Origin of the sequence: Kushneria aurantia DSM 21353, from assembly GCF_000382245.1 — a bacterium.
GTDB lineage: Bacteria > Pseudomonadota > Gammaproteobacteria > Pseudomonadales > Halomonadaceae > Kushneria > Kushneria aurantia.
Window position 1 is genome coordinate 49,867 of the sequence record NZ_KB907868.1, and the last position, 12,926, is coordinate 62,792.

General features: G+C 69.5%; 11 protein-coding genes. 9 read left to right on the forward strand and 2 right to left on the reverse strand.

Annotation, left to right across the window (positions count from 1 at the left end; all coding sequences use genetic code 11):
• The first annotated feature begins 121 nt into the window (after positions 1–121).
• A complete protein-coding gene (locus H146_RS0106840) occupies positions 122–2,293 on the forward strand; it encodes a tRNA(Met) cytidine acetyltransferase TmcA (RefSeq protein ID WP_026351803.1) in 2,172 nt (723 codons plus the stop codon).
• Between the two features lie 77 nt (positions 2,294–2,370).
• Positions 2,371–3,825, forward strand: coding sequence for an aminoacyl-histidine dipeptidase (locus tag H146_RS0106845; RefSeq protein ID WP_019951131.1), 1,455 nt, complete (start codon positions 2,371–2,373; stop codon positions 3,823–3,825).
• 13 nt (positions 3,826–3,838) lie between these two features.
• On the opposite strand, the gene H146_RS0106850 is transcribed toward H146_RS0106845, so the two are convergent.
• Positions 3,839–5,041: an MFS transporter gene (locus H146_RS0106850; protein ID WP_019951132.1), complete on the reverse strand. Its 1,203-nt coding sequence runs from the start codon at positions 5,039–5,041 to the stop codon at positions 3,839–3,841.
• A 310-nt stretch (positions 5,042–5,351) separates the two neighbouring features.
• Here H146_RS0106850 and flhF point away from each other — a divergent pair, with 310 nt between their 5' ends.
• Both flhF and H146_RS0106860 read left to right on the forward strand, forming a co-directional pair.
• Positions 5,352–7,637: a flagellar biosynthesis GTPase FlhF gene (flhF, locus tag H146_RS0106855; RefSeq protein WP_019951133.1), complete on the forward strand. Its 2,286-nt coding sequence runs from the start codon at positions 5,352–5,354 to the stop codon at positions 7,635–7,637.
• Between the two features lie 18 nt (positions 7,638–7,655).
• Positions 7,656–8,102 carry a hypothetical protein gene (locus H146_RS0106860; protein ID WP_019951134.1) on the forward strand — a complete coding sequence of 149 codons (447 nt, stop codon included), beginning with the start codon at positions 7,656–7,658 and terminating at the stop codon, positions 8,100–8,102.
• Positions 8,103–8,113: 11 nt separating this feature from the next.
• On the opposite strand, the gene H146_RS0106865 is transcribed toward H146_RS0106860, so the two are convergent.
• Entirely contained in the window at positions 8,114–8,719 is a 606-nt protein-coding gene (locus H146_RS0106865; protein ID WP_019951135.1) for a DNA-3-methyladenine glycosylase, read from the reverse strand.
• A gap of 130 nt (positions 8,720–8,849) precedes the next feature.
• Between H146_RS0106865 and H146_RS0106870 the strand changes: the two genes are divergently transcribed.
• The 5 genes from H146_RS0106870 to H146_RS0106890 are packed head-to-tail and all read left to right on the forward strand — an operon-like array spanning position 8,850 to position 12,906.
• A complete protein-coding gene (locus tag H146_RS0106870; protein WP_019951136.1) occupies positions 8,850–10,268 on the forward strand; it encodes a hypothetical protein in 1,419 nt (472 codons plus the stop codon).
• A 36-nt stretch (positions 10,269–10,304) separates the two neighbouring features.
• Positions 10,305–10,967, forward strand: a complete 663-nt coding sequence (locus tag H146_RS0106875) for a precorrin-8X methylmutase (protein WP_019951137.1) — start codon at positions 10,305–10,307, stop codon at positions 10,965–10,967.
• 5 nt (positions 10,968–10,972) lie between these two features.
• Positions 10,973–11,773: a precorrin-2 C(20)-methyltransferase gene (locus H146_RS0106880; protein WP_156826730.1), complete on the forward strand. Its 801-nt coding sequence runs from the start codon at positions 10,973–10,975 to the stop codon at positions 11,771–11,773.
• A complete protein-coding gene (gene cobJ, locus H146_RS0106885; protein ID WP_019951139.1) occupies positions 11,770–12,546 on the forward strand; it encodes a precorrin-3B C(17)-methyltransferase in 777 nt (258 codons plus the stop codon). Before H146_RS0106880 ends, cobJ begins: the two co-directional genes overlap by 4 nt.
• 54 nt (positions 12,547–12,600) lie before the next feature.
• Positions 12,601–12,906, forward strand: coding sequence for a hypothetical protein (locus tag H146_RS0106890; protein WP_156826731.1), 306 nt, complete (start codon positions 12,601–12,603; stop codon positions 12,904–12,906).
• Positions 12,907–12,926 lie beyond the last annotated feature (20 nt).

The following is a 12,926-nucleotide window of genomic DNA, read 5'->3' on the forward strand; positions in this document are numbered from 1 at the left end:
TCCGGTGATGGCGTGCGCCCGGTCGGTTGGCTGCTCTATCGGCCGTGCCCCGGCCTTCTGAAGCACTCGCGTCTTCGCCACGCTCACGGCACACTATAGCCCTGATTTGCTCTGCCGGAGGATGCCGCCAGTGTCGGACAACCTCGCCGCCTTCCGTCTTGCCCTCTCCTGTGCCCGCCATCGCCGGCTGATTCGCATCAGTGGCGCGCGCGATGACGTGCGCGAGCGCGCCAGCGCGCTGCTGGCGGGGCTCGAATACGATGACGTGCTGTGGGTGGGCGGCCCGCAGCAGATAACGCTTGAGCAGCGCGTCGAGCGGCTGGCGATGAAGAAGGCGCGCAACCGGCTGGGCGGTGAGCAGGGTGCGGTGGTGTTCGACGCCTTCGAGGGGTTCGACCCGGACGCTTTCGGCGCCCTGAGCGGCACGGTGCGTGCCGGCGGCGTGCTGCTGCTGCTGGTGCCCGACGACTGGGGCGATGCCGCGGATGGCGACTACGCTCGACTGGCCGACCACCCCTGGCACTGGGCGCAGCTGGCGTCGCGCTATCTGGCGCGGCTGGCGCGCCGGCTGGACACCCCTGGCGTGACCCACTGGCGGCAAGGCGAGGCGCTGCCGTCGCTGCCGGTGTCATCTCCTGCCGAGAGCGTTCGCCCGCAGAGCGGCGATGACGGCTGCCTGAGCGTCGATCAGGCGCGGGCGGTACGCGAGATCGCCGGGCTCAAGCGTCGCCGGCCGCTGGTACTGACCGCCGACCGCGGCCGCGGCAAGAGTGCGGCGCTGGGCATCGGCGCGGCGCAGCGGCTGATCGCCGGTGACGATGAGATAATGCTCACCGCCCCTTCAATGCAGAGCGTGGCGCCCCTGTTCGAGCGGCTGGCAGCGCTGCTGCCGGAAGGGGAGCGGCAGGGCGGTCAATTTGTGTGGCGCGGCCGCGCGGTGCGCTTTATTGCCCCCGACCGGCTCGATGCTGACGCCGAGCGCCCGGGTGGCGCCGGTCGCGTGTTGCTGGTCGATGAGGCGGCGGCGCTGCCGGCTGCCCTGCTGGAACGGGCGCTGCGGCACTTCCCGCGAGTGGCGTTCGCGACCACCGTACACGGCTACGAGGGCAGCGGGCGCGGCTTCGCGCTGCGTTTTCGTGAGCGCCTGGCGCGTATCACGCCGCAGTGGCGCGCGCTCGAGCTGCACACCCCGGTGCGCTGGGCGCCCCACGATCCGTTGGAGCAGGCCACCGACGACCTGCTGATGCTCTCCGCCGAGCCGCCGCCGCTGAGTGAACCCCCGGAGAGGGTTTATCAGCATTGTCTCGACCGCAGCGCCCTCGCGGTCGACGAGTCACGCCTTGCCGCCCTGTTCGGTCTGCTGGTGCAGGCCCACTACCGTACCGCGCCGGCTGATCTGCGCGCTCTGCTCGATGGCCCCGGAATCACCCTCGAAACCCTGGAGAGCGCCCCGCGGCCCGGTGCGGGCGCACTGCTGGCCGTGGCGCTGACGGTCGAGGAGGGTGGTTTCGATGCCGAACTGGCCGAGCGCGTTGCCGCCGGCGAGCGCCGCCCGCGCGGCCACCTGGTGGCGCAGTCGCTGGCGCTGCACGCCGGCGTGGCGGCTGCCGCCACCCACCGCCAGCGCCGCATCATGCGTCTCGCCGTGCATCCGCAGGCGCGTCGCCAGGGGCTGGGCAGCCGGCTGGTGGCGCAGCTGGCAGAAACTACCGCCGCCGAAGGATACGATCTGCTGACCGCCAGCTTCGGTGCCGAAGCGGGGCTGATCGCCTTCTGGCGCCGCTGTGGGCTGGTGTCGCTGCGCCCCGGTGTCCGCCACGAGACCTCGACCGGCGAGTATCCGCTGATGATGGGCAGGGCGCTTTCCCCGGCCGGCGACGTGCTGCTGGCGGAGTTGCGGGCACACCATGCCGAGTCGCTGCCCCAGCTGCTGGCGTTCGAGCTGCACGCCATGACGTCCGAAGTGGCCACCATGCTGCTCGCTGAACTGCCGGTGGCACCGCTCGATGCCGACAGGCGCCTTCGGCTGACACGTTTTGCCCACGCCAGCGCCCCGCTGGTGGCCTGTCGTGCCGCGCTGCGGCGGCTTGTGTGTCTCGAACTGGCACGGCGTGGTACGACGGCGGAGACGCTCGAAGCGCTTGCCCCCTGGGTGGCGCTGCTGTGGCAGGGGCGCGACGAGGCGTGGCTGGTACGTCGGCTGGCGGTAGCCGGACGCGCGCCGCTCTACCTTCGCTTTCGCCGTGAAGTAGCCGAATGGCTGGCGCACGCCGGCCGAGAGGAGATGGGCTGAAGGGCCCGAGCGAATGGCGTATTCTGTGGGCCAGCGTCATCCTGCAATGTCATGTTTCTTCGTTTCCGGGAGCCAATGTGAACGAGCATCTCGATAGTCTCGCGCCGGCGCCGCTGTGGCGCCATTTTCGTACCTTCTGCGACGTGCCGCGCCCCTCCGGCCATGAACAGGCGCTGGCCGAACGACTGGCGCAGTGGGCCGATCAACACGGCTTCGAACACGAGCGCGACGAGGCGGGCAACCTGCTGATACGCAAGGCCGCCACGCCCGGCCATGAAAAAGCGCCGGGGGTGGTGCTGCAGGGCCATCTGGATATGGTGTCGCAGACCGCGCCGGGGGTGGATCACGATTTTCGTCGTGACCCTATCGAGACCTTCATCGACGATGGCTGGCTCTATGCCCGCGGCACTACCCTGGGCGCCGACAACGGCGTGGGCGCCTGCGCGGCGCTGGCCATTCTGGAAGAGCCCGGATTGACCCACGGCCCGCTGGAAGTGCTGCTCACCGTCGAGGAGGAGGCCTCGCTGGTAGGGGCGCTGAAGCTGCGTGACAACTGGCTGGCAGGGCGCTATCTGCTCAACCTCGACTCGGAGGAGGAGGGCGACGTCTATATCGGCTGTGCCGGCGGCGCCTCGGTGCGCTTTGAGACGAGCCTGATCGACGCCCCTTTCGATGGCCCCATGGAGACGCTGGAGATCAGCGTTCACGGCCTGCAGGGCGGTCACTCCGGGCTCGATATTCACAGGGGGCTGGGCAATGCCAACCGGCTGCTGTCGCGGCTTTTGCACCGGCTTTGCGACCACGGCCTGCGGCTGTGCGAATACGAAGGCGGCACCATGGGCAACGCCATTACCCGCGAGGCGCGTGCGGTGGCGGCGGTACCGAAGCAGCGCCACGAAGAGATCATGGCGCTGATCGAACAGTACCAGGCGATCTACCGCGACGAGCTGGCCGCTATCGATGATGGCGTCACCCTGAGCGTTGCGCCGGGCCGTGCCGAACGGGCGCTCTCCAACGAGGACAGCTTCCGCCTGATGGGGCTGATGCACGGCCTGCCCTATGGCGTGGCGGGCATGAGCCACTCCGCCCCCGGTGTGGTGGAGACCTCCAACAACCAGGGCATCGTGTCGCTGAAGGCGGGCAAATTCTCCATTCAGCTGATGGTGCGCTCACTGCGCGACAGCACCCGTGACGAACTGGTGGCGCGCATCGCCGCCCTGATCCGGCTGACCGGTTTCGAGCCGCAGATCAACCAGGGTTATCCCGGCTGGACGCCGCAGCCGGCATCCGAGCTGCTGGGGCGTTTTCAAAAGGTGCACGAGCGCGTTACCGGCGAGGCGCCGGCGGTCAAGGTCATTCACGCCGGCCTTGAGTGTGGCCTGATCGGCGCCAAACACCCGGAGATGCAGATGATCTCCTTCGGCCCCGACATTCGCGGCGCCCATACGCCTGACGAACGCGTCGATATTCAGTCCGTGGAGAACTTCTACGGCGTGCTCAGGGCGGCGGTCGAGGAGCTGGCGCGGGGGTAATCCGAGCGCCGCTTCAATCGCTCGCCTGCGGCGCCTGTGATGGCTGGCGCAGCAGGCTGACGGGGACGGAAAGCGACAGCAGCATGACCACGGCGGCGTAGCCCCAGACGGTATTCTCCAGCCCGAACTGGCGCGTCGCCATGCCCGCCGCCAGCGCCGGCAGGCTGGCCGAGAGGTAACTGACCACGTAGAAAGCGGCCATCAGCGATGAGCGCTCATGGGGTGATGCCAGCGGCATGATGGCGCGCATAGCGCCCATGAAGCCGGCGCCGAAGCCAGGTCCTGCCACGGCATAGCCCAGCAACAGCAGAGCGGTGCTGTGGGTGTAAACGCCGGCCAGAATCACCACCACGCCGGTCGGCAGCAGCGTGCCGGAGAACAGCAGGATGGTGCGTGTCGCCATCAACCGCAGTCGCCACACCCCCAGGCTGCCCATCACCGCCAGCAGCGTGGCGGGCAGGGCGCCCAGCAGCACATCGCCGGAGCCGGTAATGCGCTCGGTGAGCGCCGGCCCCAGCGACAGGGTAAAACCGCCCAGCCCCCAGGCGGCGACGCTGGCCGGCATGGTGCGCATGAAGGTAGGCAGTATCCCGGCCGGTACCCGCACCCTCGGCCGCATCGAGGCGAGGGCCCCCGGGCGGCGGGAGACGCTTTCGCGGGCGCGGCGCAGCCCCACGATCTGCACAATGAAGATCAGCCCCATCACCACGTAGGCCAGCCGCATCGGCCAGGGGGCCAATTCGACCAGCACCCCGGCGCCCAGCACGCCCAGCCCCATCCCCAGCATCGGTCCCACGCTCGCCAGCAAGGGCCCGCGATGGCGGTCGCAGTCCAGCAGGGCGGCGCCCAGCGCGCTGGTGACAATGCCGGTCGCCACCCCCTGCAGCCCCCGCGCGGCGAGCAGCCAGCCGAGGCTGCTGGCGAGCATAAAGCAGAGCATGGCGGCCAGCTGCAACAGCAGCCCGGCCAGAATCACCGGCCGGCGGCCGAGATGATCCGACAGTGCGCCGCTGAACAGCAGGGTAATCAATAGCGTGAAGAGGTAGGTCGCGAATACCAGCGTCAGCATCGGCGTCGAGAAGTGCCAGCTCTCCTGATAGAGCTGGTAGAGCGGCGTCGGCACGCCGGAGGCGGCCAGAAAGGCCATCAGCATCAGGGTATAAAAGATGAGCTGACGCAGATCGGGGCTGGTCCGTTCGGCGGCGTGGGCGGTCATGGCGTGCAGGTTTCCTTGCGGGTGCTGGTGCGCGGCGCTCGATGGAGGCCCAGTGCGCATTAATGAGACAGAAGTTTAGCAGGCCAACGATTACCTGCCTTGGCTGATGTCCGCTGTGGAGCCGCGTGGCACTGGCAGCTGCCCTCGGCAGCGCCGTGCAAAATTTGAGAGCGAGAGCGGAATAGGCCGTAAAATTCATGTCATTGCGCTTCACGGTGCGGGCAGGATTCATGGCAGGCTGTGCACCATGGGTTAAAAGCGATCGCCATCGGCTGTCACCAGGGCGGCCTGCACGAGAACGGAGAACGATATGGGGGTAGAGCGTTTCATCGGCGCCGATGGGCGGGAGGCCATGCGCAAGGTGCGCGAGCGGCTCGGCGATGATGCCCTGATTCTCTCCAACCGCCCGGTGGAGGGTGGTATCGAGATCGTCGCCATGGCGGAAGAGGCGCATCAGGGAATGACCGCCGAGGAGCCGGCGGCGCCTGCCGAGCGCGACCGGCAGACGCCGCCGCAGCCGCCGTCCGCCGAGGCCTCGGCAGCACAGATGCAGGCTTTCAACGCCCGCCTGATGGACGAGCTGGCGTCGATGCGCGAGCTGATCCACAGCCGCATCGCCGAGCCGGCCCCCGCGCCGGTGGCGGCTGACGCGACGCCCGAGCCGGCGACCCGGCTGCGCCAGCGGCTGGTGGCGGCCGGGTTCAGTCAGCTACTGGTGCGCGAACTGATCGAGCTGCTGCCGCCGGAGCTGGCCGAGGGCGACGAGCAGGCGCGCGAAGCGGCACTGGAAGGCTGGATCGAGCGCCAGCTGACGGCGCGGTTGACAACCCTCGAGGATGAAGCGGCCTTTCTCGCCGGCGGTGGCGTGTTTGCCCTGATCGGCCCTACCGGAGTGGGCAAGACCACCTCGACCGCCAAGCTCGCCGCCCGCTATGTGATGGCCCACGGCAATCGCGACGCGGCGCTGATCGCCAGCGACAGCTACCGTATTGCTGCCCGCGAGCAATTGCGTGTCTATGCCGGGCTGCTGGGCGTCGAGGTGCACGCCCCGGAGGAGGGCGAGCTGGGCGCGCTGCTGACGCGTCTGATCAACCCCAGAAAGGCGCTGCTGTCGATGCAGCGGGCCACGCCCAAGCGCACCATTCTGATCGATACCCTCGGCATGAGCCAGCGCGACAGTCGGCTCGCCTCCGAGGTGGCGCGGCTGGCCGAAACCGACATCGCCATCCGGCCGATTCTGGTCCTCAATGCCGCCAGTCATGGCGATACCCTCGAGCAGGTGGTGGCGGTGTACTGCCACGCGGTGGCCGAGGCCGGCCTCGAACTGGCCGGCTGTATCGTCACCAAGCTCGATGAGTCGGCGCGGCCGGCCGCCGTACTGGATATTCTGGCCCGTCATCGGCTGCCGCTGATCTACACCGCCAGCGGCCAGCGGGTGCCGGAGGATCTTGATGCCGCGGATGTCGAGGCGCTGGTGCGCGAGGCGCTGGCGACGCCGGCGAGTTCGCCCTTCGGCTACGACGAAGCGAGCCTGGCGGAGATGGCCGGGCGCACCGGCGAGTCGAAATCGCGCGCCCTGTCGCGGGATGTGATGCACCAGGGGCGGGCGCTGGCCGCCATGTTCGATACCCTGCAAAAACGCGCCACCGGCACCGACCTGCTCGAGCAGCAGTGGCAGCGCGGCCGGCGTGGTGAGGGCGAGGCGAGTTTCGCCGCCCGGCTCGGCGAACGGGCGCAGCAGGCCGCGCTGGCCGAACGCCGCGACGAAGCGGCGCTGTGGTGGCCGCGTGACAAGTGTCTCAGCGGGAGCGACAGGGCGATGCCGCTGATCAGCCTTGACGATCAGGGCCTGCCGCTGCCGCTCGCCTGGTTGCGCCATCGCCTGCCCGCCTCGCCGCAGGCGCGGCTCGACTGGGCACAGGAGCAGCACGGCGCTGCCTGGCATCTGATGGCCACGCCCCCCGAGGGCGAGGCGCAGCAGCGCCTCGCCGACCGGCGCTGTCTGTGGATCGCCGCCGCCAACGCCTCGCGGCGGCTGCGCTACGGCGGTGAGCGGCAGCGGATGATCGAGCTGGCGGCGCTGGCCACGCCACTGGAGCCGCGCCAGTGCCGCTGGCGTGGCCGCCCGGTGACGCTGCGGCTGAGTGCACTGCCGGCCCTGTATGAAGAGCGCCGTGGCCGCGCTGAGCCGACCGAGGTGATGGCCTGGTTCGCTACCCTGCACGATGTCGATGACAACCGCGAGCTGGCGCGTCGCTACTGGCTCTGCAACGTGCTGACCGGCCGTGACGTCGCCTCACGGCTGGCCGCGGCGCTGGCGCTGGAGGGGCTGGAGACCACCACCCGGCGCGCCCTTGAGCGCCTTGGCGAGCGCGGCGTAGCGCATCACGATCGCGAACTGCAGCTCGCCACGGCCGCCGCCCTGGCGGCGCTGGCGACCCGCCTTGAGCTGTGCGCCGAGCCCTGGGCGATGGACGTGCGCGCCCAGCTTTTCAATCTTGCCGGCGGCAGTCGCAAGCGCAGCGCCGCCAACCTGCTCGATGCGCTGATCGGCGCGCTGGAAGCGCGCGATGCGCTGATCGATGCCGCCCACTGATGCCGAAGAGCGCCGCTCATGAATGATCAGGCCAGCGGCCTGCGCCAGTGGTCGCAGCGTTTGCAGGGCGGCCAGCGGGAAACCGCGCCGGCCGCGCAGCCCGAGGCCACCCTGATCGTGGCGGGGCTGTCGCTGCCCGAGCGGCCGCCGGCGAGGCTTGCCGAGCTGCCGCTGCCGGCCGGCCACGGCGGCTGGCGCCCCCTGCCGCTGCGGCTGGCGGCATCGCCGTCGGTGGCTCCCGAGACGCCGTTCTGGGCCCTGTGGCTGAGCGCCGCCGATACCCGCCGCGCCGCCGCGCTGGGGCGTGCTTTGCGCGCCCTGCGACAGGACCGTATGCCCGGCTGTGTGCTGCTGCTGGCCGAGGAGCGCGTGCCGGCGGGGCTGGCCGGCGCCGCCGAGCGCCAGTTGGGCGTGGCGCTGATCGCCGAGCCGCAGCGCTGGCTGGCGGCGCTGCGGTCGGGGTAAAACGCGGTCGGCTACCGACCGCGCTTTTGCGCCGGCGCCACCCGCAGCCGCCAGGGGGCGTCGCGATGCTCGGGGCGGGCGTAGTCGATACCGATACGCGGCCCCATGATGACGTCCTCGTCCGCCACCGGCTCCCCTCGCTCGAGCCATATTGCCTCGCCGCGACATAGATCGTGGCGATTGAAGGTCGCCTTGCTGATGCCCAGTGCGCGGGTCAGTTTGCCGGGGCCGTTGAACGTGTCGCGCCCTCGTCTGCCGCCCCGGCGGGCAATCATGGTCGCCTCGCCGACGACCGGCTCGATGGCGCGCACCAGTACCGCGCAGGGCTCGTCGACCGCCTCGGTGACCAGGTTGAGCATGTCGTACATGCCGTAGATCAGATAGACATAGGCGTGGCCCGGCGGACCGAACATCACCTCGGTGCGCGGCGTGCGGCCGTGAGAGGAGTGACAGGCGCTGTCGAGAAAGCCCAGGTAGCCTTCGGTTTCGGTGATGCGCGCGATCAGTCGCTCGCCTTCGGACTCTACCACCAGCTGGCAGCCCAGCAACTCGCGGGCGACCTCGAGGGTAGGGCGGTGGTAGAAATCGCGCGGCAGCGGTGCGGGCGTATCCGCCATAACGTCTCCCTTGTCAAGGCACGGGCGCGCCCGGTCGATTGTCTCCCGGGGCGTCGAATGCGATAGCATGGTGCCTCGATGAACGATTTGCACGTCGACGGTGCGCCGCCGATGTCCATACCGAGGTGCCATGCTGCCGCATCCCCACGACTTCAGCCAGATCACGCCACCTGAGCGCATTCGCGCCCGGGGTGCCTGCCCGTCGCTGAGTGCGCCGATGGAGACCGGCGACGGCTGGCTGGCGCGCCTGCCGCCGCTGGCGGCGCCGCTCGAGGGCGATGAGGTGATCGCCCTGTGCGAGGCCGCCGAGCGCTTCGGCAACGGTCTGATCGAAGTGACCCGGCGTGGCAACCTGCAGCTGCGCGGCCTGGCCGAACAGGGCCATCGCGGGCTGGCCGACTACCTCGACGCGCGGCTGGTGCGTCACCGGTTGACCACGGCGGTGGCGCCGGCGGTGAGCCTCGACCCGCTGATGGAGAGCGACGAGGCGATCGACGATGCCACCCGCGCGCTGGCGCGCCAGCTGCGTGAGCGAATCATGACCGGCGCGCCGGCGGGGCTGGCGGCCAAGAGCGCGGTGGTGATCGACAGCGGTGGCTGGGGCGGGCTGGCGACGTTGAGTGGCGACATTCACCTGCGTCTCGATGGCGGCCGCGGCGGCTGGATCGGCATCGCCGGCGACCACCAGAGCGCCAGCTGGCTGGGCTGGGTGGTCGCCTCGCGACTCGCCAGCGCCGTCAACGCTCTGCTGTTCGAGCAGCAGCAGCTGGGCGGCCGCGCTCGCGGCGGCGATCTGCTGCGTCATCACGGTCGTTTCGGACTGTGCGATATGCTCGGCTGCCGGCTCGGCGATCCGCCGCCGCGCAGCGGAGTGACGGCGGGCCCGGACGGCCACGCCCGGCACCAGCGCAACCTGCTGGACGTGGTGTGGCCCTTCGGTCAACTGGAGGCGCTGGCGCTGCTGCGCTTTACCCGCCGCGCGCGTGAGCTGGGGGCGCTCGCCTTCGCCGCCGCGCCGCATCGCCACTGGCGCATTCTGTGCCACGAGCACGCCGACCTCGGCGCCATTGCGGCGGTGGCGGCCGAAGCCGGGCTGATTGTCGCCGCCGACGACCCGCGGTTGGCGATTGTCGCCTGTAGCGGGGCGCCCGCCTGCGCCAGTGCGCGCTTCTCGACCCGTGACGGAGGCAGGGCACTGGTGCCGGTCTGGTCGCGGCTGTTCGATAAAAGCGTCGGCGTTCACCTCTCCGGTTGCCACAAGGGCTGCGCCAGTCTCGACCCCTGCAGCTTTACCCTGGTTGGCCGCGATGACGGCATCGGTCTGGTGTTCGACGGTAACCCGCGCGGCGTGTCGCGCCCCGTGGCCGCCTCCATCGAGGCACTGCGCCCGGCCTTCGAACATCTCGCCCGGCGGCTGGCCGCTCAGGGGCTGGTGTTGCCGCTGTCGGCGGCGGTGCTGTCCGAGGTCGGCGAGGAGCGCGTGGTAACCCTGCTGCGCGAGGGCAGCGGCTGGCACGCGGCGGCGGACGGCGAGGGCTCGACAGGTTAGAATGTGGCGCCGCTGCCGGGCCCCAGGGAGAACGACATGACAAGCGATACGCGCGACCCCGCTTACCGGCCGTCGCGCTACGACTACGAGCACGACGGTCAGGCGATCTATCGCCAGTCTTTCGCCATCATCCGCGACGAGGCGGCGCTGGCGCGCTTTACGCCGCTGGAGGCGGAGGTCGCGGTGCGCATGATCCACGCCTGTGGTGTGGTGGCGCTTGCCGAGCAGATCGTTTTCGGTGGCGATCTCACCAGGGCGCGCAAGGCGCTTCTGGCGGGGGCGCCGATCCTGTGCGACGCCGGCATGGTCGAGCGCGGCGTGACCCGGGCGCGCCTGCCGGCCCATAATGAAGTGCTCTGCACCCTGCACGATGCACGCACCCCGGCACTCGCCGAGCGCATCGGCAACACCCGCACGGCGGCCGCGGTCGAACTCTGGGGCGAGCGGCTCGAGGGCGCGCTGGTGGTGATCGGTAACGCCCCCACCGCGCTTTTTCACCTGCTCGATCTGCTCCATGAAGGCGCCCCGCGCCCGGCGGCGATCGTCGGCGTACCGGTGGGTTTCGTGGGGGCGGTGGAGTCCAAGCAGGCGCTGATCGACGCCGGCCTCGATATCCCCTTCATTACCGTGCGTGGACGCATGGGCGGCAGTGCCATTGCTTCCGCCACCGTCAATGCGCTGGCCAGCGACCGGCTGTGATGCGCATGGCCTCTGATCTTTCCTCGAACGCGCCCGGCGAGCGTCGACCGGGTCGACTGTTCGGCGTGGGCGTCGGCCCCGGCGATCCCGAACTTCTGACCCTCAAGGCGGCGCGGGCGATCGAGCGCGCCGATGTCGTGGTGTGGTTCGCCAAGGCCGGTCGCCACAGCAACGCGCGCCGGGTGGTGGCCGACTATCTGCACGACGGTCGGCGTGAACTGGCGCTCTACTACCCTGTGACCACCGAGCTGCACCGCCACTCCGACGCCTATCGCGCGATGATTGCCGACTTCTACGCCGACTGCGCCGAACGGCTGGCCGCCGAACTGGACGCCGGGCATGAGGTGGCGGTGCTGGCCGAGGGCGATCCGCTCTTTTTCGGTTCCTGGATGCATCTGCATGTGCGTCTGCGCGAGCGTTTCACGGTCGAGGTGATTCCGGGTATTTCCGGCATGGCGGGTAGCTGGTCGCGGGCCGGGGTGCCGATCTGCCAGGGCGACGATGTCATGACCATTCTGCCCGGCACGCTCGATGAAGCGCAGCTGGTGGATCGTCTGTCGCGCTGCGAGGCGGCGGTGATCATGAAAGTGGGGCGCAATCTGCCGCGCATCCGTGCGGCGCTGGCGCGCACCGGTCAGCTGGCGCGAGCGCTCTACGTCGAGCGCGCCACCATGGCCGGCGAACATATCCTGGCGCTGGGCGAGCGTGACGACGCCCCTGCGCCCTATTTTTCCATCGTGCTGGTGCCGGGCTGGGCCGGCGCTGTCCGGCCCGCGGGCGCCATGGCAAAAGCGAGCGCGACATGAGCGGCAGACTGATGGTTATCGGCCTGGGCCCCGGCGAAGTGCCCGGCATGACGGTCCAGGCGGTGGAGGCGCTGGAGCGCGCCGACTGTTTCTACGGCTATGGTCCCTATCTCGACCGTGTGCTGGGGGCCGACGACCCGCGCCGGGTGGCGTCCGACAACCGCGAGGAGGGCGAGCGTGCCCGCGAGGCGCTGGAGCGCGCCGCCGGTGGCGAATGCGTGGCGGTGCTCTCCGGTGGTGATCCCGGCGTATTCGCCATGGCCGCCGCGGTATGCGAGCAGATCGAGCGCGGGCCGAAATCGTTTCGCCAGCTGGCAGTGGAGATCATCCCCGGCGTCAGCGCCATGCTGGCCGCCGCCGCCGCCTGCGGCGCGCCGCTGGGCCATGATTTCTGCGCCATTTCACTTTCTGACAACCTCAAGCCCTGGTCGACCATCGAGCGTCGCCTGACCCTGGCCGCCGAGGCGGGACTGGTGATGGCGCTCTACAACCCCATCTCGAAGGCGCGCCCCTGGCAGCTGGGCGAGGCGCTGGAGCGGCTGCGCGACTATCTGCCCGGCGGCACCGTGGTAGTGTTTGCCCACGCCGCCGGGCGGCGCAATCAGAGCGTCGTCAACACCACGCTGGCGCGCGCCAGCGCCGATCAGGCCAATATGGCCACGCTGGTGATCATCGGCAGCGAGCAGACCCGCGTCATCAAGCGCACGAAGCAGCCGCCGCTGATCTATACGCCACGCTATGCGCCGGGGTTCGAGCCGGGGGAGTTGCACTGATGTATCGCATCAGCTTTTTCTTTATGCTGGTTTGCAGACGACATGGAGCGCAATATGAGTAGCGGGTTTCCGGAAGTTACAGGTGCTCGGTTCTTCGAATTCCTTCAGGCAAAAGGCATTGCAGCGGAGTGTCCGGCCTGCCATCAGCGTCGTATGAGCCACGCAGTCCATGACCCGGACGGCACTCTGGGTGAGAACGCGCCGGCGGTGAGGGTGCAGCAGGTGCTGGCAGGTAACACCTCTCTCGGATATGGTCAGTTCCCGCAGGTCTGTCTGAATTGCGGATATATCCGCTATTTTCGCGATTTCGAAGTATTCGATTTTTTTGCCAACAAGAGCGATGATGATGGCGAAGGATAATGTACGCAGCCTCAGGCCGC